A 26,105-nucleotide genomic window follows, 5' to 3' on the forward strand; every position below is an offset into this window, starting at 1 on the left:
TAAGAAGGCGTATGTGAAGATGGATTTCAGTAATATATCTGCATATGTACTATCGTGATTTCCATGCTGTGAACAAGGAATAGCAGATTATTGTGGAACTTATTTTTGCAGTTGTGATTCATATTCAGGTCGAGAGGCTCTTCCTCCTACAGGAAGGGCTTTTTTGGCATATTTAGTAGTGATACATACAATGTCGAATTATGTTGACAAAAGGAGGTCTCCTGCCTATTCTTAATGGATGAATATGATAATCATTATCATAAAATAGAGAAAAGGGGTTCTACATCCATGTCTGTACAACATCGAAAATCTTCGGCCCTGACGCTGGCAACCATGCTCTTGTTGCTATTGGTTATCGTGGGCTGCAGCAATACAGGAAGTGGAGATGAATCCTCATCTGCTGCTTCGGATCAAACGTCTACGAAGTCGATTACGATGTCATGGCCACGTGATATCGGTACAATGAATCCGCACACGTACAATCCTTCGCAATTATTTGCCCAATCGATGCTCTATGAGCCGCTGATCAGTTACCAGAAGGACGGAAAACTGGAACCTGCGCTGGCAGAATCATGGACCATCTCCGATGACGGCAAGGTATATACATTCAAGCTTCGCCAAGGTGTGAAATTCTCAGATGGTACGCCATTTAATGCTGAGATTGTGAAAAAGAATTTTGATGCTGTAATGAAAAATAAAGATACACATAGCTGGCTGGGCATTGTAGGTGTGCTCGACAAGACGGAGGTTGTGGACGACCATACTTTCCGGTTGACACTCACAGAGCCGTATTATCCTGTGCTTCAGGACTTGTCTGTAGTCCGTCCTTTCCGCTTCCTGGGCGAAGCCGGATTCCCGGATGACGGGGATACATCTCAAGGCATCAAAGAGCCGGTGGGTACTGGCCCGTGGATGCTGGCTGATTACAAACAGGACGAATATGCTGTTTTCAAACGTAACCCGAATTATTGGGGAACAGCACCGAAGGTGGATCAGATTACGGTCAAAATTATCCCTGACGGTGAAACCCGTGTACTTGCTTTTGAAAAAGGCGATCTCGACCTGATCTATGGTGAAGGTATGATCAGTCTGGATGCGTTCCAGGAGCTGCGTGACAATGATAAATATGTGACCCAATTGTCTGATCCGGTGGGCACACGCAGTCTGCTGCTGAACTCTTCCAATCCAAAGCTGTCCGATGTCAGAGTACGGATGGCGCTCCAGCAAGGATTCAACAAAAAAGCGATGGTGGAAGGCGTGACTTCCGGATTGGAAGAACCAGCCGATACTGTGTTGTCCAAAAACTATCCATACACCAATGTAGACCTGGAACCGATCACGTATGACGTGGAGAAATCCAAAGCTTTACTGGATGAAGCGGGTTGGAAGCTTCCGGCTGGTGGGACGGTTCGTGAGAAAGACGGCCAGCAGCTTGATTTCGAGATGATTTTTGACAAGACGGACCCGATTCAGAAAGCGATGGCTGAGACCATTCAGGCAGAATGGAGCGAACTGGGGGTTAAAGTGAACCTCACTGGATTGGAACTGACGGTACAGATCAAACGTTTAAAAGCCAATGATTTTGACCTGTATTTCTGGTATAACTATGGCGCGCCGTATGATCCACATTCCTTCATTAACGTTGTAGCGAGCCCTGGATTCGGGATTTCCGAGACCCTGAGTGCGTTGCCGATGAAAAAGGAACTGGACGATCAGGTGCATGCAGCACTATCATCTACAGACGAGACGAAACGCCAGGAGTTATATGGCTCTATCCTGAAAACACTTCAGGAGCAATCGGCCATCGTACCAATCTCTTATATTAAGAAAACAGCTGTATATCAGAAGAAAATCTCCAACTTTATTTTCCCGGCGAACCGTGATGAAAATCCGTTTGTGGGTATTGAATTAGGCAATCAATAAGTAGCAATTATTTTAATTTTGGAATGGTAAGGCCTTGGTAAGGTCATGTAGCTTGATAAAAGGGAGGAACGTTTGGTGATCGGGTATATTGGTAAACGAATGATCGCGATCATTCCTATCGTTTTTATCGCTACACTCGTTACCTTTGCGCTTATTCATATCTCACCGGTTGATCCGGCCGAGGCGTATCTGACAGCCGCTCATATCTATCCAACACCGGAGCTGCTTGCGCAAAAGCGGCATGAGTTCGGTCTGGATCAGCCTTTATTGACCCAATATGCGCATACGCTTCAGAAGATTGCACGGCTCGACTTTGGCACCTCATATCTCACCAATAAACCCGTATGGGATGAAGTGAAATTAAGGCTTCCAGCTACAGCTGAATTGGCTTTCTGGAGTATGTTGTTATCGGCTTTGGTGAGTATTCCTTTGGGAATACTGGCCGCGGTGTACAAGAATAGCTGGATTGACATGGTCAGCCGTGCGATTTCCTATTTTGGAGCATCTATTCCGCAATTCTGGCTCGGTTATCTGCTGATCTTCTTTTTCTCGGTGAAATTGGACTGGCTGCCTGTGGAGGGGCGTGGATCGTGGGAGAATCTGGTTCTGCCTACGATTACACTCTCCTTGATTCTTATTGCGATCTACACCCGATTATTGCGTTCAAGTGTACTGGAGCAATTGCAGGAGACCTATGTACAGTATGCGAGAACACGCGGGATTCGCGAACGAGTCATCATGCTGAAACATGTCCTGAAAATCGCCATATCACCCCTCATTACGGGGATGGGGATGAGTATGGGCAAGCTGCTCACGGGCACCATTATTGTGGAGCAGGTATTTTCCTGGCCGGGGTTTGGGCGTTATTTTGTCGATGCGATATTTAACCGGGATATCCCCGTAATCCAATGTTATGTCTTCCTGGCGGCATGCCTGTTCATCGGGTGCAATCTGCTCGTTGATCTGGTGCAGCTCGTTATGGACCCACGGATTTCAGCGAAAGGACGGGCAGAACATTGATAAATAAATGGCGTGCGGTATTTAAAGGACAGAGAGCCATCCAGATCTGCTCGGTGATCCTATTGCTTTTTTTCGTGATGGCGATACTTGCCCCATGGATTGCTCCTCATGACCCTGTGAAGGTGAATCTGTTACAGAAGCTGGCGAGTCCATCGCTTGAGCATTGGCTGGGAACGGATCATCTGGGACGCGACAATCTTACTAGACTGATGTATGGAGCGCGGGTGTCGCTTGGATTTGCTACTCTGATCTTTCTGTCGTCTTTGCTCATTGGTGTCATTGTAGGTTCGATCTCTGGTTACCTTGGTGGCTGGGTGGACAGTCTGCTGATGCGCTTGTGTGAAGGCATTATGGCGTTTCCGAATCTGGTGCTGGTGCTGGGCATTGTGGGGATCTTTGGTCCTGGTCTAATGCAGGTGCTTCTAGCCCTCATGATGGTGCAGTGGGTGTATTATGCACGAATCTGCCGGAATATGGTCGTTAGTCTGAAGGAACGGAACTTCATCGCAGCGGCACGGATTAGCGGCTCCTCTTCGTGGACAATTATCCGCAGACATATCATCCCCAACGTGCAGCGTCCGATCGTTGTAATGGGTACGCTGGAGATGGGTTGGGCGATTATGGATATATCTGCACTGTCCTTCCTGGGACTTGGTATTCAACCCCCGAATGCAGAATGGGGCGCCATGATTCATGAAGGAACAGGTTATATTCGCAGTCATCCGGAGTTGATGATCTACCCGGGTGCATTGATTCTGCTGGTCGTCATTACGTTCAACATCTTGGGAGAAGCGTTATCCGAGCGTTATGGCATTGCAAAAAGGTAGTTGGTTCGGAATCGAAGGCAAATGAGGGGTGAAGGTAACGGTGGATGATGCAGCGAAGGTACTCGAAGTTCGTGGTCTGCAGGTGAATCTTAGAACAGTGGAGGGTTCAGTCCCGTTACTGGAGCCCCTTGATTTCGAATTGCAAAAAGGCCGTGTCTTCGGTCTGGTCGGCGAGAGCGGCAGCGGCAAGACCGTTACATGTAACGCGTTGCTCCATCTGCTTGATCCGCGCAGGATGGAGGTATCGGGCAGCATCCGTCTGAATGGACGGGAGCTGGGCTCGTTGTCAGGTGAGGAGATGCGACGCATTCGAGGCAAGGACATCGGATTTATTATGCAGAATCCGATGAATGCTTTTACACCTGTATATACGATTGGATCTCAATTCATTGAAACCTTGCGTACACACTCGGGAATGTCGAAAGTAGCGGCCCGAGAGCAGGCTATTACTGCCTTGGCAGATATGAACCTGCCCGAGCCAGCCAAGCTGATGAAGCGATATCCCTTTCAACTTAGTGGTGGCATGTTGCAGCGGGTGATGATCGCCATGTCGATGTGCCTGCGGCCGGCCCTGGTTATTGCTGATGAACCAACGACGGCACTGGATGTCGTGAATCAGTTGAAGGTGCTTCAGGAATTGGATCGGCTACGTACGGAATACGGCACATCCATCTTGCTCATCTCTCACGATCTGGGTGTGATCTCGCAAATGGCGGATGAAGTCGCGGTTATGCAGAAGGGTCGAATTGTGGAGCAGGCGGATGTGTACCGACTGTTCGATCACCCGCAGCATGAGTATACACGGATGTTGTTAAATGCGAGGCCTAGTATGTCTTTGGGAAGATAGCGATTACAGATGAGTTGAATCGTTCAGTGAGTGTATGTGTGGAGCGAGCGGGTATGAACTGTATTTTGAGTGGGCAGGCGTAGGAGTGGAATGGACATGGTGATGATGTGTAATTTCGTGTTCTTCGGAGATTGCTTCTGCCAAGTACAAGAGAGGAGGATGACCTGATGCTACAGGTACGTGATGTAAGCCATAGCTATGGCAGACGCAATTGGCTGGATCGTTCGGGAGCACGTCCTCCTGTGCTGGCAGACATTTCACTTACGATTGAAAAGGGTGTTTGTCTGGGACTGTTGGGTACGAGCGGGGCAGGTAAAAGTACGCTGGGAAAAATCATACTGGGGCTGGAAAAACCGAGCAAAGGGCAGGTTTTGTTTCAGAGTCAGGATATATACCGGGCCGGCAAACCCGTGCTCAAGGAATTACGGCGTGATCTGCAAGTCGTGTTCCAGGACTGTTATTCGGCTGTGAATCCGCTTATGACTGCCGCGCAGATTATCGGTGAGCCGCTGGATAATTACGAGCGCCTGTCGGCAAAAGAACAACTTCGTGTGGTTGGACAACTGCTTGAGCAGGTTGGACTTACACCTGAGGATGCGGGCAAGTTTCCGCACCAGTTCAGCGGTGGGCAATTACAGCGAGTCAACATCGCACGAGCTATCGCGCTCAAGCCGAAGTTAATCGTACTGGACGAATCAATCAGCAGCCTGGATATGGTGCACCAGACACAAATTCTGTCCTTATTGGCAGGCTTAAGAGCATCATACGGACTGTCTTACCTTTTTATCACGCATGACATTCGGGCCGCCATGACGATCTGCGACCGTATTGCCGTAATGGATCAGGGAAAGCTGGTCTATAGCGGAGATGCAGGTGATTCAGTGCTGCAGTCGGATCATCCGGCAGTCCAGCAACTGGTTACAGCTATTTTGCCTGAGCATCCATCAGGTCGTATTTCGTTTGGGTAATGCGTTGCTTGTATAGTTGTAGATGGCTGTTCGTTGGGGTTGCTTACCATGGTTGTTTCCATTGCATTACTGATGCGAAGTCGACTTTCCAGAGGCGGGGGATTGGCGTATCACGCTGACCTGTCGTGCGGTTTTTGTCTCTCTAAGTGCAAGTCGCTAACGAATCGAGAGAGCGTTAAGTGGCGATATAGTGCGGAATGCAAAATGTAACGAACCTCAGCGAAGTTATCCTGGTAAAAACCAGGGAAAAACTGTTAAATGACTTACAGACCGAGGTAATAATGCGTCTACGATTCGTTAAATTGAGAATATGTCCCGATTTAGGGCTAATAGCGTGTGTACGGTTGGTCAGAGCAGCATGAATGCTAAAAGGGGTGTCCCGTCTTGAACATGACGTGAGGACATCCCTTTTTTGTATCTAGAATAGGCAATATTCTGCTTTCATATATACGTTGGAAAACTAAGAATACACTCGCCACGACGGATTAAATATACCTTCCGATTGCGGTTATCCCCCAATTTTTGATTTACTTTACAAAGGTGAAAATCTGGAGAGAAGCATATACTTCCGATGAAGTTTTCTTGCAGAAAAGTGTTTACCCCATCTTCCGCCCAAGCTGCTCGATCTTATCCAACCAATTCTTTCTCTGTTCATCTGACTTCTTACCAACTTGATCTACAGTTGTTATCCGCACTGGTTTGATGCCTGTCAGCGCAAAGGTGGAGTTCTTCATCATTTTGTGTGCAGGTTCACCCTGGAACCATTTGTAGTACCAGCTCGGACCATCCATGGTGGTGATCATGCGTGCGGTGCGACCTTTGAGCAGTTGATCGGGGAACGGTTTTCCTTTGTGATATTTGAAGGCATAGCCTGGCATGAAGATCCGGTCAATGAAGCCCTTCAACAGGGCAGGAGGTCCTCCCCACCAAATCGGAAATACCCATACGAGATGCTCTGCCCATTTAATCGCCTCTTGGGCTTCCAGCAAGTCGGGTTCGAGTGGAAGTTTATTTCGGTATCCACCGGCTAAATTCATGTTAAATTCCAACTCATTGAGAGTGATCATGCGAACCTCGGCACCTGCCTGCACAGCGCCTTTACGATAAGCTTCGGCGATTGCGCCATTGTAACTTGGGGAGACGGGGTTGCCTTGGATAATTAATATTTTCTTCACAATCATGACACGTCCTGACTGTTTTAGTTAATGAACACTAACCTCATGTGCGAAAAGAAAAGGTCACGAATGACCTTTGACCTTGCTAACGTTCAGGAACCTCCTGAACGTTAGTTGAAGCCGGAGCTTCTATTTTAAAAGAATGATTTTACACTGGAGCACTGCGCAATTAGATGCATCTCTTGATCCCGATAGACCGGAACAACCTTCGCAAAGCTATTCCGCCCGCTTCTGCCCCACATTAGTTGCCCCCTGTCCCAACATCGATGCGAGTCGGTGAACGGTTTCTCCGGTGTAGGGAACAAGCAGTTCCGGCAGTTCACCTTGCATACTGGAGACGGCCATGCGCGTAAAGGCACCAATGACCAGAACAGCCGTGAGCCGTGAGTCCTGAGCTGGTAGTTCACCTCGCATAATCCCCTGATCGATGAGATCAATCAACGCATCCAGCGGCTGGCGGTAATCATCACTGCTTCCAGCTTCAATGAAAATCTCGTGATTTTGTGAAATCAGCAGCAGTCCGTAGGGATCTTCATCATGCAGGTGGAGAACTTCGGTAATCAGTTGCCGGAAGCGTTCGAGCACCGGGCCCTTCTGGCGAACATACCCGTCAATCAGGGCGGTATAATCCGCGCAATATTGGGTGAAAGCCTCAAGGGCGACGGCATCTTTGTTTTTAAAATGTTTGTAAATCGCCGCATCCGTTACTCCGGCGGCGTCACCGATCTCTTTGACGGAAATGCCGTCAACGCCTTTGGTTGCAAACAAGCGCATCGCCGCTTGTAGGATGTCTTTCTTTTTGCTGTCAACATGAGGTTTGTTCTTCATGATTGTATAGTAAGTGATTACTAACTAAATTGCAACTACCATTTCGGAATGCCCCGTTTTATGCTACCAAAGTGCTTTCGCTCAAAGCTTGCAGGCTTGTGAACGGCAACGTATGATGGATAGAAATAATAACGGATTGGTAGGTACGGAGCGTGTGCAGAAGTAGGACTGCAAAGGCAAACATGAATAGCACCAGCTCCAAGCCTGGGAAACGAAATGGAAGGTGAATGGCGTGAAGAAAGACGTGCAGGCGCATCGCTGGGTGACTCCCGAAGGGACGTTGAATGAACAACATATAACAAGCAGGGAACGGCTCTACAAAGGGATGAATGGTAAATATGTGGAGCGTTTCACTGTTCGTATCGGGGAAAGTTATATTTTCAAACCGCTGACCAATCCTGCACAACATGGGCGTGAACAATGGATGTCGAGGCATGTGCTCTCAGTATTACCCCCTATATATCCAGCGCTAGTTGCTGCATCAGACCGTGAAATTAATGCGGAACAGAGCTGGATCATCTATGAGGATCTGGGCGAACTGGTGCATGATTCGCGGGAAGAGACGATGCTGGCTGCTGCTGTACATATGGCGGAGTGGCACACGTTATCGGTTGCTGATTGGGGCGAACTGCCCCGAGTGGGTCACAAACCGCCAATCCGGGACATACTGGATGATCTGCTTGGGCAAAAGGAATCCACTGCTGATTTGTTGTCCAAGCTGGAGATCACGCTGTCACCATCGGATTGGCACAACATCGCCGCGCTAATCCATACGGCAGAGGAGGAGTTACCTCGTGTTTTGTGTCACGGAGATCTGCATCCCGGCAACATGGCGGATGTGAATGGCAGGCTGGTAATTATCGATTGGGAGCATGCGCATCTGAATACGGCTCTCTGGGACGTATATCATCTGGTAGATCTATCGCATCCGCTGTTCCCGAGAACCGTTACGCCTGAACTGCGGGAGCGGATTATGGATGTTTATCTGGACGGGCTGGAGCACCATAGCGTCCAGGTTGACCGGGTTTCTTTTAAAAGGTGGTACAGTGCATATGCCATTGTATTCTCGCTCTGGATGCTGCGTCTGATTGATGGAGATCTGAGAAGTGCAGACTGTGTATGGCCGGAGGAACAGCTGCGGAACCAGTGGCACGAGACGGCAATGACGCTGGAACAGTGCATGAAGCAGTGTAGTAGGGAATAGAAATGAGGGGTGCAGAACATGCGTAAAGTAGGACTCGTAATGCGTAAAATTCAATTCACGGAGGCCCAGGGCCCGCGCGTATTTGCGGATCGGTTGAAGCAGATCGGGCTGGAGCTGGGCGTGGAGATTGTGTTCATCTCGCCGGAACGCCATGTCAGCGGGTATGACTGGTTGCCGGGTTATGAGCATGAGAAAGGTGACCTGGTGAACTATGATATCGTATTAGACCAGATCTATAGCCAAAATATAGAGCATGTCATCTACACCGTATCCGGGTTTACGTTTTTGAAGATGTTTTTACCGAAGAGTGTGTTGTTCCCACACAGCTTTCCCGACCCGGCGCTGACGGGGTACGAGATGATGAAGCCATTTTATACGATGGTGGATAAAGCAATTGTGCAGACGGAGTTTTTGAAAACAGAACTGGGCCGGAATTTCGGTGTACATGACGTGAACGTCATCCCGATCGGCTTCAACGAAGAACTGGCGCATCGCCACTACGACCCGACTCAGGTTGTGCATAATCGTGTGCTCTGGATCGGTCGGGATGAAGCGAATCGTCGCCCGGATCTGGTGCTGGAATACGCCCGGCAGAACCCGGACAAGGAAGTATACATGGTATTCGGCGGTCGCCGCTATGAGGAAAGCATGAAGAAATACAACATTCCAGACAACGTAAAATTGCAATTCGCGCTGACACAGGATGATGTATTTACCCTGATGAACTCGTCCAAGGTGTATTGGAGCTGTTCCGCCTTTGATACGTTTGCAATGCCGCTGACTGAAGCCATGGCGATGGGCAAAATGGTCGTGAAACCGGAGCATGCCTGCTATGGTCACATTCGATCAACGCATGCCTTTGCAGGCAACGAGGATAACTGGTTTGAACTGGTGAACATGGCTGCTGCTGCGCCGCGCAGTGTGTCGGAAGACAACCGTGAGTATGCCTTTGGTGCTTTTTCGCGCACGATCATGAAAGAAGGATATCGGGAGTTCTTTGCCAACTGGTTGAAGTAAAACTTGCAGATGCAGGCTCTAACGACGTCGGGTTCTATTGGAGCAACAATAGCAACAGTAGCAACGAAGGCAACAGGGCCAGAAGGACAAGTGCAGGATGAGCATCCAGTGGTGAATAGAAAACGGAGACAAAAAGGCATCTAAAAAGGCTTCTAATTGGGCAGGAAACCCGATCAGGAGCCTTTTTGTTGTGCCGAAATCAACAGGTGTTCCGATAGCGCTGAACAGGAGCTGTATTAATTTGACCCGAATGAAATGGACATATTTTAGTATTTATCAAAAAAAGGCCGGGTGTTATGCTTTGGGCGTAAGGAAGGAGTGATTTCCTAATGAAAGCGCTATCTGCGAGAGAATATCAGATTCTGCATTTTCTGTTGGAGCGTCGGGATTTCGTTCCGGTCAAAGAAATGGCCAGTCAGATGAACTGGTCTGAAAAAACGATTTACAGGGAACTGAATGCCTTGGAGCAAAGCTTGAATCGTCGCGGGATTCACCTTGAACGAAAGCCGGGAACGGGAATTGCGCTGGCGTTAACGCAGGAGCAGACGATGGAGCTGAGAAGCACGCAGTTGATGCCTGGAAAAAAGATGGTGCCCAGCCTTTCAGTCGAGGCCAGGAGAATCAAAATATTGACGAATCTGCTATACGATTCTCCTGAGGAAACCTCCATCAACAAGCTGTCGGAGCAATATTTTATTGGTAAGGCATCGATTGTGAATGATCTCAAGGCGATTGAAGAACGAATTGCACCTTTTCAACTGCGGCTGGAGAAAAGTCAGCTTGGGACCCGTCTTATCGGATCAGAGATCGATATCCGCAAAGCGATGGCCTCTCTGATTCACGAGCTTGTCAATGAGGACCAGAAGCAGGAAGAGGAGCATGCACAGGAACATGAAGCCCGGATCGATGGCAATACGCTAGGGGAGCTGGTCAGGCATTTTGGCTCCGATGCGGTAGAAGGTATACGGTGCATTCTGGAAGAAACCGAGCAGCAATTAGGGTACACCATTGGTGATCCATATTACATCAACCTGCTGACTCACCTGCTGATTTGCATCCGCAGATTGAAGAATGGCAAAGCCCTTCGCCTGGCCGACAGTGTTTCTGAGCATCCGGTAACCGATCCCAGTGTGTATGCCATTGCCAAAAATATGGCCGCAAAGATCAGTGAGCAATGCGAGCTGGAGCTGCCGGGAGAAGAAATTTATTTTATCTATCAGTATCTGATCTCTTCAGGCATGAGCTTGCCTTCCCTGAACCTGGAGCTGTCGGGTCTGATGGACAAGGCGTGTGCGCAGTCCCAAGCGATGGTCCGGGAATTGATTCAGACTGTGTCCGTAATGATTCATCGTGACCTCACAACAGACGAGCAGTTGTATAAGGGACTGATCATTCATTTCAAACCAATGCTGAACCGTCTTAAATACAACATCGCCATTCATAATCCTCTGCTGGAGGATATTCGCAGGGAGTATGCCGAGATTTTTACCTTGGTTAGCCTGGGAATGCTGCCCATTGCGGAGGCCTCCCGTTTAAACTCGTTCAGTGATGATGAGATCAGTTACCTGGTTCTTTATTTTCAGGCGTCCATTGAGAAAAACAGTAAAAAGAAAAAAGTCGTTCTGGTCTGCTCTACAGGAATAGGCACCTCCCATTTGCTGAAAAGCCGGATCAATCGTTCATTCCCTGAATGGGAGGTCGTGGACGTCATTTCAGCAAGCTGGTTCAAGCAAATGGAGGATTGGGCGGATATCGATCTGATCATATCGACCGTGAAACTGGAGCATCATAATCTGCCGGTTGTGTATGTGTCAGCACTCCTGAATGACACGGATGTCAGTCTGATCAAGGCCAAGCTTGATGAGGAAAGGGTCAGTCCCGATCCCAACAAGATGCCGTCGTTTTCACTGCTCGAAGCGTACTTCCAGTCCTCTTGTTTCCATATGGAAACAAATACAAAAGAGCAGGCGGCAGAAGAGATAACATCCCGTAGGAAGCTGTTTGCATCCGTACTCGCAGCCGCAGGTGCGGACGGTAACCTGCATAACCGAACGTTTGCCGAGGCCAGGCTGAACAAGCATTTGTCCATTTTCCTGCTGCGCAGTGAGCTGACCGCCAATCCGGTCGTCGGTTTTAATGTAACGACGGGCGAAACGGGAAAAGGCAAACTTGAAATTGTAATCGCTTTCTCTAACGACGGACCATTCATTGAATTGTTGATGGAGATAAACAGCTTGTTCAAGTGCAAGTGGATATATGACCAGATTATGAGGGTGAACACACCTCTGGAGCTTGCAGAGATTTTACAATCCCGTCAGTCCGGCAAGTCCGGGCATACCCAGAAGGAGGAGACGTATGGATATCACCAAAATTATCAATGAACGGTTGATCAAGCTGGATCTCCAGGCGCGAACCAAGGATGAAGCCATTGAGGAGCTGGCAGATTTGCTGGAAAAGGACGGCGCCCTGTCCTCCAAGGAGGCTTTTATCAAGGACGTGTATTTAAGAGAGGACGAAGGCCAGACGGGTCTGGAGAACCATGTCGCTATTCCTCACGGCAAATCAGCCGCTGTACTCAAAACCTCGCTCGCCATCGGGCGGACAGCGCATGCGCTTGAATGGGAAACGCTGGATGGCAAACCGGTGCATGTCATTATTATGTTTGCCGTACGGCTGGTGGATCGAAATACAACCCACATGAAGCTGCTGGTCCAGGTTGCAGAGATGCTTGCCGATGAGGAGGTGTTGGAGCGTTTGCTGCACGAGCCTGATCCGGCCATGATTATGGATCTGTTTGCGCGCAGGGAGAGTGTGTCGTAGAGCAGAGGGCATTACGATGTTGATTAAAATGGAACGCACGACATCATATTTGGAGGGATACGGATGAACATTGTCGCTGTAGCCGCTTGTACTGCAGGTATTGCCCACACGTATATTGCCAAGGAAAAATTGATCAAAGGTGCAAAGGCCCGCGGACATGAGATTAAAGTGGAGACCCAAGGCACCATTGGCACAGAAAACGAGCTTAGCCGCGAAGAGATTCGAGATGCTGATGTGATCATTGTGGCCGCTGATATCAAGATTGGCGGAGAAGAACGTTTCAAGGGAAAACGGATCATTCGCGTGAAAACCGAAACGGTCATTAAAGCCCCGATTAAATTTATTGAAAAAGTGGAGCAGACTTTAGGCATATCCTCATAAAAGGGAGGCAGGACGATGAGCGCAAAATCCAATCACGCAGGTTCAGTCATCAAGGGCCATCTGTTAACAGGCATTTCCTATATGATTCCTCTGATCGTTGCATCAGGTCTGTGTATTGCGCTGGGTCAGGTTTTGGGCGGGGCGGATGTGGGCAAGGCGGAAGGAACGATTCCGTATATGATCAACCAGATCGGCGGTTGGGGCATGGGGCTTGTTGTACCTTTAATCTGCGCAGCGATTGCGTATTCGATCTCTGACCGCCCAGGCATTGCTCCGGGATTGATTGTTGGTTTTATATGCAGTCAGATTCAGGCGGGGTTTATTGGTGGCATGCTGGGAGGTTTTCTGGTGGGTTACGTCGTGGTTGCCATCCGAAAATATGTGAAGCTGCCCAAGTCCATGCAGGGATTAATGCCTGTGCTTGTGATTCCGTTTCTAGCTACACTCATATCCGGTTTGGGTATCTTCCTCGTCATCGGTCAGCCGATTGTCTGGCTGCAAGACAGCCTTACCCATGTGCTTGAATCGATGCAGGGCGGTTCCAAATTTGTATTGGGGGCCATTCTGGGCCTGATGGCGACCTTTGATTTTGGAGGACCTGTCAATAAAACGATGTCGCTGTTTGCGGATGGCATGCTGGTCCAAGGCATCTACGGGCCGGAGGCGGTCAAGTTTGTCGGCTCGATCATTCCACCACTCGGCATTACCCTGTCGTATTTCCTGACGAGAAACAAATATACGGCCGCAGAAAAGGAATCATTAAAGGCAGCATTTCCAATGGGCATCTGTATGGTGACGGAGGGCGTCATTCCGATTGCCGCAAGAGATCTGATTCGGGTGGTGACTTCCTGTGTCATCGGCTCAGCGATAGCGGGCGGTATGATTATGATCTGGGGTGTTGAAGCTCCGGTACCGCATGGCGGGCTGTTTGTTGTCCCTCTTTTCACGCATCCGTGGCTGTTTATGTTGTCGCTGCTCATTGGAACCAGCATCTGTGGCGTAACCTTATCGCTGTTAAAGAAGCCGGTTACAGCGGTGGATGAAGAATTCGACGATACCGAAGACGAAAGCGTAAGCTTCGACGACATTGTGTTCAAGGTGGAGTAAGGTTTGTTGATGATGGGTCGGGCGCGAGCACACGCTGGTCATGTTTCATGACGAATTTTAATTTGAATACCATCCAAGGGAGATGTGAGCTTATGTTGATTACGATGAAGGAATTGCTTAAAGCAGCCAAAGAACACAAATTTGCAGTAGGCGCGTTTAACGTAGCGGACAGCACCTTTTTAAGGGCAGTCATTGAGGAGGCGGAGCATTCCAATTCCCCGGCAATTATCGCCATTCACCCCACGGAGCTTGAATTTCTGACGGATGAATTTCTGGCTTATGCCAGACAGCGTGCACTCGCCAGCCATGTTCCGCTGGTGATCCATCTCGATCATGGCGGATCCATTGCTGATATCATCCGGGCGATCAAGTGTGGATTTACGTCTGTCATGATTGACGGCTCTCTGCTCCCTTATGAAGAAAATGTGGCGTTGACCAAACAGGCGGTGGAGATTGCGCACGCTGCTTCCGTATCGGTTGAAGGGGAATTGGGCACGATCGGTCAGACCGGCAACTCGATTGAAGGCGGCGTATCGGTGGTCACTTACACAGACCCGGCGCAGGCGCAGGATTTTGTGGCTCGTACGGGGATTGATACACTCGCGGTCGCTATCGGTACAGCCCATGGCATATATCCAAAGCACATCAAACCGGAGCTGCAAATGGATATTCTGAAAGAAATCAGCCAATTGGTCGATATTCCTCTCGTCCTTCACGGCGGCTCTGCCAACCCGGATCAGGAGGTATCGGACTCCGTTCAGCTGGGCATTTGCAAAATCAATATATCCAGCGATATGAAGCACGCATATTTCAAAAAAGCTCGCGAAATTTTAAGCACAACCGAGTTATGGGACCCTAACGCGATTTACCCGGAATGCATTGCTGAGGCCCGAAACGTCATTCGTTATAAAATGGAGCTGTTCCATTCGGTCGGCAAAGCCGATTTGTACAAAGGATTGCGTTATGAACAGCGCCAGGCTGAAAGTGTCAGCCTTTACTGACGCTTGCTGGTGACCAGACGTAAGGAACCCTGAGTAATTGGCCAATCTCATCATCGCATAAAAATCAGGAAGCCCTCGTTCACGAACTCAAATGTTTGTGGAATGCAGGGCTTTATGATGTGATACAATCCTGTCATATTGCATATCTCAATTCAACGGATATCAGCTTCAGTTTGGATTCGTGAGAAACGAGCTGAGCTTAGGAGAAGGGGGCGTTTCAATGACAGGGCTAGTTCTATGGATACTCCTTGTTTGGGTTGTACTGCTGTTGATCGAATGGGTGATCTATCGATTGCAGGGACGTCGAATGACCGGGGTCCAATATATACTGCCATGTGTGGCCTTGCTCGGTGGAGCCGTTGTGATCATGATTAGCATCGATATTGGCGGGTGGAACGGCATTGGTTATGCCTTGCTTGGCGTATCGCTGGGTACAGCGGGGATGTTGACACTCATTACGGTGGCGATCATGGATGTGGTGTTTCGGCGTCGGAGAAAGAATTAATCGGAGGGTTAAACTGCGGTACAGTTAGAGTGATTTGGGCGGATGGGATGGTTGCAGGAATACATTCGTCTGTGATATATTGACATTAATTATGACAAGGGAGGTGAAGACAGGTGAATCACGAGATGCTTAACAACCGTATTAGCCAGCTGCCGATTGCTATGGCTGGCATTGTTCATACTTTTCTGACCAACGGGAGAAGTCTGTCCAATTTTGAATATACGGAAGTTAACATTTGCGAGAAGATGCCTGCCTTGACCTCATTCGGACGATAAGCAATTTTGCTTGAATTCTGAAGGGCCGCGGAGCTAACCTCCTGCGGCTCTTTTTGTGTTGCGGTCAGGATCTTCCAATCCATAGGAGGAACCTTATTATGATGATAATTAGCGCACAACAACTGACCCAATACCACGGAGCACATCTGGTGCTGGATGGCATTACGTTTGAAATTATGGAAGGCGACAAGGTCGCCTTGATCGGCCGCAACGGAAGCGGCAAAACGACATTGATGCGTCTGATGGCACGATTGAACCAGCCAGATGAAGGACAATTGATGATCAAGAAGGATACACGAATCGGTTACGTGGCTCAGGTGCCGGAAGGGATGGATGATTACACGGTGCTTGATGTGCTGAGCCTTGGATTCAGGGAGCTTATGGCGTGCCAGAGTCAAATGAAGGATATGGAGCAGCAGATGTCCGATCCGGACTGTGCATCCGATCCAAACCAATTGGAGCGACTGTTGAAGCGGTATGCGGCATTGCAGGACCAGTTCGAGCGCGAGGGTGGATATGAAATGGATGCCCGGATCGATCAGGTGGCGGAAGGTCTGGATATTGCGAAGGAGCATTACGGATGGCGGTTTGGTTCGTTGTCTGGTGGTGAACAGACCCGGATTGTGCTGGCTTCACAGCTAATTGTAAGGCCTGATTTGTTATTGCTGGATGAGCCGACCAACCATCTTGATCTGGAGCGGGTGGAATGGCTGGAAGGATTTTTGCGCGAGTACACAGGTACGATAATCCTGATCTCACATGATCGTTACTTTTTGGACCGCGTGGCATCCCGGACGTTAGAGCTGGAGGATGGAGAAGCAGAAACGTCAGCTGGCGGTTATACGGAATATATGAAATTGAAGGAACAACGGCTGCTACAGCAATTCGAGGAGTTCAAGGAGCAGCAGAAGGTGATCAAAAAAATGAAAGAAACGATCCGCCAACTGGAAGAATGGGGCCGAGTCGGGGGCAATGAAAAGTTCTTTCGGCGCGCTGCTTCGATGCGTAAAGCAATCGAACGGATGGAACAGGTGAAGCGCCCGATACTGGAGCGGCGTAACGCCGACTTCGATGTACGTCCTACAGACCGTACGGGAAAACGGGTGGCTGTGATAGAACAAGTTGAAAAGGCTTATGGAGAACGCCCGATTCTGCGCGGGGTATCGGGATTACTCGAATATGGCGACAAAATTGCCCTCATTGGACGTAATGGTTCAGGCAAAACAACGTTGTTCAAGCTGTTGCTTGGAGAGGAACAACCCAGTGCAGGCAACCTGGAGTGGGGTGCACGTGTAGATGTTGGTTATCTGGCCCAGCAGGAGGAGCCTTCCAATCCGAAGCTGAATGTGCTGGAGTACTTCCGTCTGGAAGCGGGCGTGGAAGAAGGAGAAGCACGCGGCATTTTGGCCCGATATCTATTCTATGGAGCAGATGTATTTCGCTCGGTAGGACAGTTATCTGGTGGGGAATGGACGCGGCTAAGGCTGGCTCTGCTGGTTCAGCGCAAGCCGAATGTGCTTTTGCTGGATGAACCAACCAACCATCTGGATATCGCTTCAAGGGAGGCACTCGAAGAGTCGCTGGTTGATTTCGAAGGCACGGTGCTTGCCATCTCGCATGACCGCTACTTCGTCAATCGACTCGCTTCCCGTGTGTGGGAACTGGAGAATGGGCGGATGACCGCTTATCTGGGAGACTATGAAGCCTATCGGGAGAAGAAGCTTGATCTGCAAGCTCGTGCAGCGGCGGGAAATCAGCATATAGCAGGAGCGGAGGCGTCACCCCAGGGTACTGCCTCTGGGGCAGGATCAGGAGGTTCTTCTCACGGGATTGCGGCTGCGGCGGGATCAGGCAAGCTGAACAATCCATCCTTCTTCCAGGCTGGGGACACTGAAAAGAGCCGTGACAGCGAGCGTACTGCGGAGAAGCTGGAGCAGGTCATGGCACACCTGGAGACACGGCTCCGGGAACTGGATCAACAGCTCGAAACGGTGGCGCATGATCCGCTTGCTTTGGAACAGATGTGGAACGAGCGAGAGCAGTTGTCGGCGGAATACAATGAACTGTTCGCACAGTGGGCCGAATTATAAGCCATACGTGTCAGCTGGAAGGGCATTGGCAACAGCAACAGCAATAGAATAGGAGTTAGCAACAGCTTGAGCAAGCAAGGAGGCTGTCTCATAAGTCATGCATTGGCTTTGGGACAGTTTTTTTGCGTTTCAGGGACTACTCCCCATGATTCGACAGATTCAAATATCCGACATTCTAACGAACCGAGGAGATCTTATTGGCTTCAAAATCCACACAACGAATATCTAACGAACCACAGAGATGTTATTCCTCATGAAGTGGATGTTTATCGTTGTTTTAGGCTGTTCTTTTCCGAAATAGCATCTCTCAGGTTTGTTAAAATCTGTATTTCACATGTAATCACCATATAAGGCTTCTGAGATTCGTTAACGCTTGAACCCCATGCTTGGGGCACGAGATCGATAACCTATTCTTTTTTACATGTCATCGGGAATAGTGTAACTTTTTTCCTTCTCATGCGTTAAATACGTTTGTGTGTATGGAAACGGCTCCTCTTAGAGCTCACAGAAAGGCAGGTTATCGTTATTTATTATTCAATGACTTATCGGAACTGGTCGGATGACCGGCAGGTGGAGACGGGGGTACTGGAGCAGGTGTCGGTTACTCGCGATGAGCTGTTCATGCGCAAGCTGGTCGATGCGACCCTGATGGAAAATAAGCTCTGGGCGCATCTATCCAATGAATGCGAGGATCGTCGGGAGCATGCAATTTACGTGACCGAGTATGACAATCAAAAACCTGCGGGATACGGTACAGCGATTGCGGACGCTGCACTGGCAATGTGTAAAATGTCCTCCATGTACAGTGCGGAATATATGCTGTGGAATGGGAGTGCATTTCAGGAATTGGATTTGGCAGAATCCTCATCGTACACGATGGAGCTTGCCGAGCAACTGCTGGACCATTACATGGTGCGGGGCGGTACGACCTATGAATTTGTGTATTCCGTGCTGGATGCGGATCGCAAGAAAGTGTTGTTTTTGTTGAAGGAGGTGGATCTGTGATGGACGAAAATTCCAAATCCAAACCTGGATCACGCGCCAAGCTGGTTGCCTTCTCGCTAATGCTTGCGGTTCCAGCCGTATTATCCGGTTGTAGCAGCAATAGCGATGAGTGTGACCCGGAATACGATACCGGATGTGAATATGACTCCAGCAGTGGGCACTATTACTACGGTGGCGGATCGTCCTATCGGAGCAACAAGGATAGCAGCTCCTACAGCAAATCCAGTTCAAAATCGAGCGGCTTTGGCAGCTTCTTCCGCAGTTCGGGAGGTTAGAACCTGATGAGGCATATATACCAACTGCCATTCAGTCATGATGAAGTATTCAGGGGCGAAGCAGGGCAGCAGGTTCCCTACCATCGGATGTATGGCAAGCAATATTGTGTGCCTGCATTGACGGTCTATTCCCCTGAGGAGATGCAGGAATTACGTACGGCAGTTGAGGCTGTAGACGGGATCTATTGCAAGGTGATGCGTTTTATTCAGCAATACATGCCCGACTCATTTCTGGAGCAGCAGTTGGGCATTCATCCCGGCCTTATTCCGGCGGCTCGTATGGAGATGGTGACAGGCGGGATTACTCGGCAGGACTGGATTATCGGGGAAGCGGGACCTAAGTGTATTGAAAATAACACGGATACTCCAACGGGCATACCTGAAGCAGCTGCATTGGAAGGGTTTTTGGTGGGGATGGCTGAAAAAACATCGCTCCATGCTCCGTCCAAAGGAATGGATGAATGTATCCGGGAATGCTTTCGCCGCTGGCTGGATGCTTACGCACAGCAGGGTTTGCTGGGCCCGGTGACCTTTACTTCATTTGGAGAGCATGTGGAGGATCGGACCAATACGGAGTATCTGATGAAGCTGTGCCAGAAGGCGGGGTATGAAACGTTCTACGCTCCACTGGAGGAGTTGGAGATTGTTCCAGGGGAGGCGCTCTACCATCATGGACGCGAGATCAACCTGCTGTACCGGCTCTATCCCCTGGAATATCTAATCGATGATCGAGATGAAACGACCGGCGTGGACATCGGCGCAGCACTGCTTGAATTGGTTCAGGATGGACGCCTGGGCCTGATGAATCCTGTACAGCATGTGCTGATGCAGAGCAAGGGCTTCATGGCTGCGATCTGGTCACTCTATGAACGCAATGAACAAACCATGGAATATTGCGGGTTTCGGCTGTTTGATGATGCAGAGTTAGCGGCGATTTCGCGTTATCTGCTACCTACTTATTTCGAAACTGGACCTTTCGAATGGAGCGCAATGCCTTATGTAGCCAAAAGCTACTGGGGGCGTGAGGGTCGAGGCACATCGCTGCTGGGTGAGGAATCAGATCATCATGCGGGCCAAACGGCTGCTTCTCATCAGCTGCACGCCCCTACGAACTCCAACACAATAGCCGAACTGCAAGAAGAAGATGAGATCGCAGCCTATTATAATAATCAGCCTAAAATATATCAGCAGCTGGTACCGATGGAACAGGCCGTGATTCAGACAGAGGATGGCGAATACAGCGGTTATTTGCTTACAGGGGTGTTTGTCATCGGTGGACGTTTTGCTGGTGTGCTGCCCCGGATCGGTGAGAAGGTAACCGGAGATATGGCCTTTTATTGTGCGGCTGTAGTCAATGAACGGATAGATGATGAGGAGGAGAAGGAATGGACAATTTGGGATTGAACCTGCTGAATGTAGCGGTAGGTATAGGTATTTTACTGGTTGTATTGGTATGCGGGTATTTCGCTTTTAGCCAATTGACCCGGTATAACGATAGCGAGGAAATCGCGAAAGGCAACGAGGCGGCAGGCATGTATATGGGCAGCAAATTGCTGGGCCTGTGTATCATTGTGGGCATGGTGTCCTTTTCTACGCATTCGTGGCTGGATATGCTGCTCTGGTCGGCGCTTGGAATCATTATTTTGTGTCTGGTCTATATTATATTTGACTTCCTTACCCCCAAGATGCGGGTATGTGACGAAATCGCACGAGGCAATATGGCGGTAGCTCAGCTGCTGCGTTCCATTATCATCGGCGTTTCCATCGTCATCGGTACGTTTTTGATGTAAAATAAACCCTAGTGTTTATTTGGAATGAATATCAATTCAACGAAGAAGGAGCGCGGCATCATGAGAAAAGTCATCATCGATACAGATACAGCAGGAGACGATACGATTGCGATCCTGACGGCACTGCACCATTTCCAGGTGGAGGGCATTACAATTACAGGCGGGAACGTACAGTTTGACCAGGAGGTTGAAAATGCCCTGTACACGGTACAGGTTGCGGGACATGGCGGAAGGGTGCCTGTGTACAAAGGGTGCGAACGCCCGTTGATGGCCTATGGCAAGGCGCAGCACCGCACGGTGGAAGACGTACATGGAGATGACGGCATGGGCGGAGCCCATTTCCCGAAGGCAGACCAGCGTCCAGAGGCAGGGCATGCGGTTGATTTTATCATTGAAAAGGTACACGCACATCCGGGCGAAATCTCGCTTCTGGCCATTGCACCCCTGACTAACATTGCGATGGCAATCCAGAAGGACCCAACCATTATTCCGGAGATTGCTCACCTCTACATCATGGGTGGAACGAATAATGCACTGGGTAATATCACACCAGCCGCGGAGTATAACTTCTATGTCGATCCGGAAGCAGCCAAAATTGTATTGCACGCAGGCATTCCGATCACCATGGTTGGCTGGGAGATGTGTACGCAGTATTCTGTTATGGATGATGATGATCACGCGGAAATTGCAGCACTGGGTACATCTGGTGCCGATTTCTTCACAGCCATCAACAAAGTGGTTATGCAGTTTAACAAATCGGTACATAAACTGAATGGCACCACTCACCCGGATACGTTGCTGATGGCTGTTGCCGCAGATGAGTCATTGATGATCAAATCCGGTCAGTATTATGTGGATGTAGAAGCAGCAGGAGAGTTAACACGCGGATATAGCGTTGTGGATATCAATGGACGTTTCGGTAAAGAGCCGAATGTACGTGTCTGTGAGGCCATTGACCGTCCGAAATTCAAATCCATGCTGCTGGATGTGCTCTCCGCTATTCAATAAAATTGGTGATTTTAACTCCAATAAAAGTATTTATCATCCGTGCCTATTCCAGGTACGGATTTTTTTGCCCATTCCATTCCTATGAGTGTGTGCAATGCGCGTTCTCTATCCAGTTGGTGACAACGCTTCGGGTGTGTTAAAGTGAAGGAAATGTTACAGCAGAGACTCTTTAGTTTAACTTTGGAGCGTCCGGCAGGAGGAGTGGCACGATGTTATTTTATTTTGTAGCACTGCTGGTTACCTTGGTTGATCAGGGAACCAAGATGGCGGTGAGGATGTATATGGAAGTTGGCGACACGATGAGGCTTGGCGACTCAGGAATGCAATTGCAGCATTATGAGAATAGCGGCATGGCAGGCAGCCTGTTTCAAGGGAATGCGCGTCTGTTCGGTGTGGTCGCTATTCTGTTCGTGGCGGGAATAATGTATTATCGGAGAAAAGGTGAGATTCGCGGTTTCTGGATGCAGGCAGGTGCCGGTTTCATGGTTGGTGGTGCTTTGGGTAATGCAATCGATCGGTTTATCTACGCACGCGTAACGGATTTTCTCGTATTTCCGTCGGGACGTGGTATTCTCAATTTGGCGGATGTAGCCATTAATGTTGGTGTGGTTATGCTGGTCATCGGCATGTTAATCCGTGCATTTCAGAGTTACCGAGCCAAGCGTTTACGCAATGCTTTGCCGAAAATAGAGCGTTCATCATGAGTTAACAACCGCTTTGATGTAAGCAGCGTAACTGAATACATGAGGGACATTGGATATATTCCGATGTCCCTTTTTGTTATGTCGATGACCGGGTTCGCGGTCAGTGGGCCTGATTCAATTTGATCGAAACCGTTTTAGGAATATTAGGACACATTATAGTCAACGCTCTAAGTATAAAACGGTGGAAGGATTAACCATATGGTTACTTCACTAATTTAATGGGTAAATCTTTACGTATATAAGCTGAGGGAGGTACAACATGAGAACATCGCTTACCAAGGCACTCGGGTTAATGCTGCTTTGTGGAATAACGGCTGTACTTCTGTCTTCCTGCACGAGCGGGAATCATGCCAATGGCAAAGTGCAGGTTGAATTTTTTCAGAACAAACCCGAAGCCAAAGGAACCTTTGACGAATTAATCAAAACGTTCAACGCCGAACACTCCGATATTCAGGTCACTCAGGTGAATCCACCCGACGCGGAGACGGTGCTGAAGACACGTGTGGTGAAGAACGATGTGCCAGACATTATGGCAATGGGGGCAACCGATACCTATTCCATTCTTGCCCAGAGTGATATTTTCGCCAATCTGACAGACAGTCCACTGTTAAAAACGATCGATCCCAACTACATAAAGATGCTTAAGGATGTCACGGGCATGGATGAAGTAACAGGTGTTCCTTACGCAACAAATGCAAACGGCATCATGTACAACAAAACGTTGTTTAAAGAAATGGGTCTGGACGTACCCAAGACCTGGGACGAGCTGATTGCTACTGCCCAAAAAATTAAGGATGCGGGTAAAATTCCGTTTTACTTCACATACAAGGATGACTGGCAGACCAATCTGCCGTTCAATGCACTCGGACCTAACTTGGTTGGTATTGATTTCTATCTGGAGCGTCGCGAGAACAAGGTGACCTTCAAGGAGAAGTACCGCGAGGTTGCCGAGAAGCAGCTGGAGCTGATGAATTACGGTCACGGTGACAACTTCGGTAAAGCGTACTCGGATGGCAACCGTGCCTTTGCCAATGGCGAAGCATATATGTACATCCAGGGTACCTGGGCGATCTCCGAGATTCGCAAAGCGAACCCGAATGTGGACATTGGTTTCTTCCCATTCCCGACAGGCAACGATCCGAGCCAGATCAAGCTGGTGAACGGAATTGACTCCCTTTTTACCATTTCAGCGAATACACCAAACAAGGAGCAGGCCGAGCAGTTCATCGCGTTTCTGCTGGAGCCTGAAAATATAGGCAAGTACATTAAGGAACAGACGCTGTTCTCTGCGGTGGAAGGTGTAAAACAAGATGATCCTGCTGTGCAGGAACTGACACCTTACATTGAGCAGGGCAAGGTTATCGACTTCGCCGATCACTACATTCCGGCTGCGGTGCAGCTGAATTCCATCGTACAGTCCTTTCTGCAGAACAAGAACATCGACAACTATCTGGATACACTCGACAAAGAATGGGACAAGGTAGCGAATCGGCGATAACGCCTTGTCCGAAGGAGGATGGAGTATGAACAAGCGCATCGCGCCTTATTACTGGATGACGGTTCCGGCGGTAGTATTGTTCTTCGTGTTTATGACGCTGCCGGCCCTCCAGGGGATCTACTATTCATTTACGAACTACAACGGATTCGGTAAAGGTTATGATTTTGTTGGATTCAAAAACTATTTCAATCTCTTTCAGGATGATAATGTAGGCAATGCCTACTGGTTTACCTTCAAGTTTGCGATCGTTGTAACGATCCTGACGAATATTCTAAGCCTACTCATTGCACTCGGGCTGAATGCCAAGATCAAGTTCCGTAACTTTTTCCGTGGCATCTACTTCTTGCCGAATATCCTGAGTGTATTGATCGTAGGTTACATATTTAACTACCTGTTCTCCAACGTATTCCCGATCTGGGGACAAAACCTGGGCATTAACGCCTTATCCACCAACATTCTGGGCAGCGAAAGCCTGGCATGGATTGGGATCGTGATTGTAGCGGTATGGCAATCCGTTGCGTTGAATACGATTCTGTATTTGGCGGGATTGCAAACGATCCCTACGACATTGTATGAAGCATCAAATCTGGACGGCGCCGGCAAATGGCGTGAATTCTGGAGCATTACATTTCCGCTTATTGCCCCGTTCTTCACAATTAATATGGTGCTGGCGATGAAAAACTCACTGATGGTCTTTGACCAAATCGTGGCTTTGACCAATGGTGGACCGGGACGGGCAACACAGTCCATCTCCCATCTGATCTACACGGGTGGATTTGAAGGCGGCGAATATGCATATCAATCTGCGAACTCGGTTATCTATTTCATCGTTATTGCGGTGATTTCGATTCTGCAAATCCGGTTCCTGCAAAGAAGGGAGACGGATCTGTAATGAGAAGTCGTTTACGTACCAACTGGCCCGTTATGTTGTTGATTGTTCTGGGTACCTTGTTCATTCTGTTCCCTTTATATATGACGGTTACGATCGCATTGAAGAATCCGGAGCAAATGGCCCAATCCGTCTTTGCTATTCCGACGACGCTTCACTGGGAGAACTTTGCAAGTGCAATAGATATGACAAACTTCTTCCAATCGTTCCGTAACAGTGCCATTGTTACTGCGTCAACAGTCATTCTGACCTTGCTCAGTAACTCCATGGTTGCTTATGCGATTGCACGGAATATGGAGAAACGGAAATTTTTCAAAGGGCTGTACTATTACTTCGTCAGCGCGATGTTCATTCCGTTTCCAATCATTATGCTGCCGATTGTTAAGCTGACTGCATCACTGGAAATGACCAATCTGCTGGGTCTTATCTTGCTGCATACGGTGTATGGTCTCGCCTTTAACGTATTTGTGTATGTAGGTTATATTCGGTCCATTCCGGTAGCGCTGGAGGAGGCAGCCTTTGTAGATGGAGCGACAACTTGGGGTACGTTCTGGAAAATCATTTTCCCATTGATGGCGCCGATCAGTGCCACGGTTGGTATCCTAACTTGTCTGTCTACTTACAATGACTTCCTGCTGCCACTCATTATTATTAGTGACCCGGCACAATACACACTACCACTGGTACAATATGTGTTTCAAGGTCAATTTAATACCGACTTCAACTTGGCGTTTGCATCGTACCTGCTGGCGTTGCTGCCGATGATCATCATTTATCTTTTTGCACAGAAGTGGATCATCAACGGTGTAACGCAAGGCTCAGTGAAATAATGAAGAATAGGGGCGGACTCATGGAGTTCGTTCCTTTTTTTTCATGAGCTTCTGGTTTGTGGAGCTATCCTGTATTTAAGTGATTGATTAAGATAGGGAATTGTGCTATTTTTTAGTC

Annotated in this window: 27 protein-coding genes; 25 read left to right on the plus strand and 2 right to left on the minus strand. The window is 48.9% G+C overall.

Annotated features, from left to right (window positions below; translation table 11 throughout):
- Window positions 1-288 precede the first annotated feature (288 nt).
- The 5 genes from nikA to nikE all read left to right on the plus strand — a co-directional run bounded on the left by nikA (window position 289) and on the right by nikE (window position 5,585).
- Entirely contained in the window at window positions 289-1,923 is a 1,635-nt protein-coding gene (nikA, locus tag BMW94_RS03825; RefSeq protein WP_090995152.1) for a nickel ABC transporter substrate-binding protein, read from the plus strand.
- Between the two features lie 75 nt (window positions 1,924-1,998).
- Complete coding sequence (gene nikB / locus BMW94_RS03830) at window positions 1,999-2,943, plus strand: nickel ABC transporter permease subunit NikB (protein WP_090994666.1); 945 nt, start codon at window positions 1,999-2,001, stop codon at window positions 2,941-2,943.
- Window positions 2,940-3,770: a nickel ABC transporter permease subunit NikC gene (gene nikC, locus BMW94_RS03835; protein ID WP_090994668.1), complete on the plus strand. Its 831-nt coding sequence runs from the start codon at window positions 2,940-2,942 to the stop codon at window positions 3,768-3,770. Before nikB ends, nikC begins: the two co-directional genes overlap by 4 nt.
- A 40-nt stretch (window positions 3,771-3,810) precedes the next feature.
- Window positions 3,811-4,617: an ABC transporter ATP-binding protein gene (locus BMW94_RS03840; RefSeq protein WP_090994672.1), complete on the plus strand. Its 807-nt coding sequence runs from the start codon at window positions 3,811-3,813 to the stop codon at window positions 4,615-4,617.
- Window positions 4,618-4,784: 167 nt separating this feature from the next.
- Complete coding sequence (gene nikE / locus BMW94_RS03845; RefSeq protein ID WP_090994675.1) at window positions 4,785-5,585, plus strand: nickel import ATP-binding protein NikE; 801 nt, start codon at window positions 4,785-4,787, stop codon at window positions 5,583-5,585.
- 596 nt (window positions 5,586-6,181) lie between these two features.
- Here nikE and BMW94_RS03850 read toward each other — a convergent pair.
- Together BMW94_RS03850 and BMW94_RS03855 are read right to left on the minus strand one after the other, a co-directional pair.
- Window positions 6,182-6,763, minus strand: a complete 582-nt coding sequence (locus tag BMW94_RS03850) for an NAD(P)H-dependent oxidoreductase (protein ID WP_090995155.1) — start codon at window positions 6,761-6,763, stop codon at window positions 6,182-6,184.
- Window positions 6,764-6,976: 213 nt separating this feature from the next.
- On the minus strand, window positions 6,977-7,588 hold the full coding sequence (locus tag BMW94_RS03855) for a TetR/AcrR family transcriptional regulator (RefSeq protein WP_090994678.1): 612 nt from the start codon (window positions 7,586-7,588) through the stop codon (window positions 6,977-6,979).
- 232 nt (window positions 7,589-7,820) lie between these two features.
- Here BMW94_RS03855 and BMW94_RS03865 point away from each other — a divergent pair, with 232 nt between their 5' ends.
- From BMW94_RS03865 to BMW94_RS03950, 20 genes are all read left to right on the plus strand, one after another.
- A complete protein-coding gene (locus tag BMW94_RS03865) occupies window positions 7,821-8,792 on the plus strand; it encodes a phosphotransferase family protein (protein WP_217648173.1) in 972 nt (323 codons plus the stop codon).
- 18 nt (window positions 8,793-8,810) lie between these two features.
- Window positions 8,811-9,809 carry a glycosyltransferase gene (locus BMW94_RS03870; protein ID WP_090994685.1) on the plus strand — a complete coding sequence of 333 codons (999 nt, stop codon included), beginning with the start codon at window positions 8,811-8,813 and terminating at the stop codon, window positions 9,807-9,809.
- Between the two features lie 3 nt (window positions 9,810-9,812).
- On the plus strand, window positions 9,813-9,953 hold the full coding sequence (locus BMW94_RS30370) for a hypothetical protein (protein WP_175480570.1): 141 nt from the start codon (window positions 9,813-9,815) through the stop codon (window positions 9,951-9,953).
- Window positions 9,954-10,138: 185 nt separating this feature from the next.
- Window positions 10,139-12,190: a BglG family transcription antiterminator gene (locus BMW94_RS03875; protein ID WP_090994688.1), complete on the plus strand. Its 2,052-nt coding sequence runs from the start codon at window positions 10,139-10,141 to the stop codon at window positions 12,188-12,190.
- Entirely contained in the window at window positions 12,165-12,629 is a 465-nt protein-coding gene (locus BMW94_RS03880) for a PTS sugar transporter subunit IIA (RefSeq protein WP_090994691.1), read from the plus strand. The genes BMW94_RS03875 and BMW94_RS03880 overlap by 26 nt, the downstream gene beginning before the upstream one ends.
- Before the next feature lie 63 nt (window positions 12,630-12,692).
- Complete coding sequence (locus BMW94_RS03885) at window positions 12,693-13,010, plus strand: PTS fructose transporter subunit IIB (protein ID WP_090903173.1); 318 nt, start codon at window positions 12,693-12,695, stop codon at window positions 13,008-13,010.
- 15 nt (window positions 13,011-13,025) lie between these two features.
- Complete coding sequence (locus tag BMW94_RS03890) at window positions 13,026-14,117, plus strand: PTS fructose transporter subunit IIC (protein WP_090994694.1); 1,092 nt, start codon at window positions 13,026-13,028, stop codon at window positions 14,115-14,117.
- Window positions 14,118-14,209: 92 nt separating this feature from the next.
- The gene (locus BMW94_RS03895) at window positions 14,210-15,118 is read left to right on the plus strand and encodes a ketose-bisphosphate aldolase (RefSeq protein WP_090994698.1); all 909 of its coding nucleotides are present in this window, start codon (window positions 14,210-14,212) and stop codon (window positions 15,116-15,118) included.
- 220 nt (window positions 15,119-15,338) lie between these two features.
- Window positions 15,339-15,623 carry a YesK family protein gene (locus BMW94_RS03900; RefSeq protein WP_090994701.1) on the plus strand — a complete coding sequence of 95 codons (285 nt, stop codon included), beginning with the start codon at window positions 15,339-15,341 and terminating at the stop codon, window positions 15,621-15,623.
- Window positions 15,624-15,736: 113 nt separating this feature from the next.
- A complete protein-coding gene (locus BMW94_RS30375) occupies window positions 15,737-15,898 on the plus strand; it encodes a hypothetical protein (RefSeq protein ID WP_017691697.1) in 162 nt (53 codons plus the stop codon).
- Window positions 15,899-15,996: 98 nt separating this feature from the next.
- The gene (gene abc-f / locus BMW94_RS03905; protein WP_090994704.1) at window positions 15,997-17,988 is read left to right on the plus strand and encodes a ribosomal protection-like ABC-F family protein; all 1,992 of its coding nucleotides are present in this window, start codon (window positions 15,997-15,999) and stop codon (window positions 17,986-17,988) included.
- Between the two features lie 570 nt (window positions 17,989-18,558).
- Window positions 18,559-18,993: a hypothetical protein gene (locus BMW94_RS03910; RefSeq protein WP_254790099.1), complete on the plus strand. Its 435-nt coding sequence runs from the start codon at window positions 18,559-18,561 to the stop codon at window positions 18,991-18,993.
- Window positions 18,993-19,268, plus strand: a complete 276-nt coding sequence (locus tag BMW94_RS03915) for a hypothetical protein (protein WP_090994710.1) — start codon at window positions 18,993-18,995, stop codon at window positions 19,266-19,268. Before BMW94_RS03910 ends, BMW94_RS03915 begins: the two co-directional genes overlap by 1 nt.
- A 6-nt stretch (window positions 19,269-19,274) precedes the next feature.
- Window positions 19,275-20,672 (plus strand): glutathionylspermidine synthase family protein, encoded by a 1,398-nt coding sequence (locus BMW94_RS03920; RefSeq protein WP_090994713.1) that lies wholly within the window; start codon window positions 19,275-19,277, stop codon window positions 20,670-20,672.
- A complete protein-coding gene (locus tag BMW94_RS03925) occupies window positions 20,654-21,058 on the plus strand; it encodes a DUF350 domain-containing protein (RefSeq protein WP_090903191.1) in 405 nt (134 codons plus the stop codon). The genes BMW94_RS03920 and BMW94_RS03925 overlap by 19 nt, the downstream gene beginning before the upstream one ends.
- Before the next feature lie 60 nt (window positions 21,059-21,118).
- A complete protein-coding gene (locus BMW94_RS03930; RefSeq protein ID WP_090994716.1) occupies window positions 21,119-22,066 on the plus strand; it encodes a nucleoside hydrolase in 948 nt (315 codons plus the stop codon).
- A gap of 209 nt (window positions 22,067-22,275) precedes the next feature.
- Window positions 22,276-22,770 (plus strand): signal peptidase II, encoded by a 495-nt coding sequence (gene lspA, locus BMW94_RS03935; RefSeq protein ID WP_090994720.1) that lies wholly within the window; start codon window positions 22,276-22,278, stop codon window positions 22,768-22,770.
- 292 nt (window positions 22,771-23,062) lie between these two features.
- Entirely contained in the window at window positions 23,063-24,268 is a 1,206-nt protein-coding gene (locus tag BMW94_RS03940) for an ABC transporter substrate-binding protein (protein ID WP_090995161.1), read from the plus strand.
- A gap of 25 nt (window positions 24,269-24,293) precedes the next feature.
- Window positions 24,294-25,160: a carbohydrate ABC transporter permease gene (locus BMW94_RS03945; protein WP_090903199.1), complete on the plus strand. Its 867-nt coding sequence runs from the start codon at window positions 24,294-24,296 to the stop codon at window positions 25,158-25,160.
- On the plus strand, window positions 25,160-25,987 hold the full coding sequence (locus BMW94_RS03950) for a carbohydrate ABC transporter permease (protein WP_076287389.1): 828 nt from the start codon (window positions 25,160-25,162) through the stop codon (window positions 25,985-25,987). Before BMW94_RS03945 ends, BMW94_RS03950 begins: the two co-directional genes overlap by 1 nt.
- Window positions 25,988-26,105 lie beyond the last annotated feature (118 nt).

It is taken from the genome of Paenibacillus sp. OK003 (genome assembly GCF_900109515.1).
Lineage (GTDB): Bacteria > Bacillota > Bacilli > Paenibacillales > Paenibacillaceae > Paenibacillus > Paenibacillus marchantiae.

Bases quoted from the DNA above. Each gene is read 5' to 3' on its own strand.
- BMW94_RS03945 (WP_090903199.1), top strand. From the start codon at position 24,294: ATGAACAAGCGCATCGCGCCTTATTACTGGATGACGGTTCCGGCGGTA.
- BMW94_RS03940 (WP_090995161.1), top strand. From the start codon at position 23,063: ATGCTGCTTTGTGGAATAACGGCTGTACTTCTGTCTTCCTGCACGAGC.
- BMW94_RS03890 (WP_090994694.1), top strand. From the start codon at position 13,026: ATGAGCGCAAAATCCAATCACGCAGGTTCAGTCATCAAGGGCCATCTG.
- BMW94_RS03950 (WP_076287389.1), top strand. From the start codon at position 25,160: ATGAGAAGTCGTTTACGTACCAACTGGCCCGTTATGTTGTTGATTGTT.
- BMW94_RS03930 (WP_090994716.1), top strand. From the start codon at position 21,119: ATGAGAAAAGTCATCATCGATACAGATACAGCAGGAGACGATACGATT.
- nikE (WP_090994675.1), top strand. From the start codon at position 4,785: ATGCTACAGGTACGTGATGTAAGCCATAGCTATGGCAGACGCAATTGG.
- BMW94_RS03855 (WP_090994678.1), bottom strand. From the start codon at position 7,588: ATGAAGAACAAACCTCATGTTGACAGCAAAAAGAAAGACATCCTACAA.
- BMW94_RS03900 (WP_090994701.1), top strand. From the start codon at position 15,339: ATGACAGGGCTAGTTCTATGGATACTCCTTGTTTGGGTTGTACTGCTG.
- abc-f (WP_090994704.1), top strand. From the start codon at position 15,997: ATGATGATAATTAGCGCACAACAACTGACCCAATACCACGGAGCACAT.
- lspA (WP_090994720.1), top strand. From the start codon at position 22,276: ATGTTATTTTATTTTGTAGCACTGCTGGTTACCTTGGTTGATCAGGGA.
- BMW94_RS03895 (WP_090994698.1), top strand. From the start codon at position 14,210: ATGTTGATTACGATGAAGGAATTGCTTAAAGCAGCCAAAGAACACAAA.
- BMW94_RS03920 (WP_090994713.1), top strand. From the start codon at position 19,275: ATGAGGCATATATACCAACTGCCATTCAGTCATGATGAAGTATTCAGG.
- BMW94_RS03925 (WP_090903191.1), top strand. From the start codon at position 20,654: ATGGACAATTTGGGATTGAACCTGCTGAATGTAGCGGTAGGTATAGGT.
- BMW94_RS03915 (WP_090994710.1), top strand. From the start codon at position 18,993: ATGGACGAAAATTCCAAATCCAAACCTGGATCACGCGCCAAGCTGGTT.
- nikA (WP_090995152.1), top strand. From the start codon at position 289: ATGTCTGTACAACATCGAAAATCTTCGGCCCTGACGCTGGCAACCATG.
- BMW94_RS03880 (WP_090994691.1), top strand. From the start codon at position 12,165: ATGGATATCACCAAAATTATCAATGAACGGTTGATCAAGCTGGATCTC.
- BMW94_RS03885 (WP_090903173.1), top strand. From the start codon at position 12,693: ATGAACATTGTCGCTGTAGCCGCTTGTACTGCAGGTATTGCCCACACG.
- BMW94_RS03875 (WP_090994688.1), top strand. From the start codon at position 10,139: ATGAAAGCGCTATCTGCGAGAGAATATCAGATTCTGCATTTTCTGTTG.
- BMW94_RS03870 (WP_090994685.1), top strand. From the start codon at position 8,811: ATGCGTAAAGTAGGACTCGTAATGCGTAAAATTCAATTCACGGAGGCC.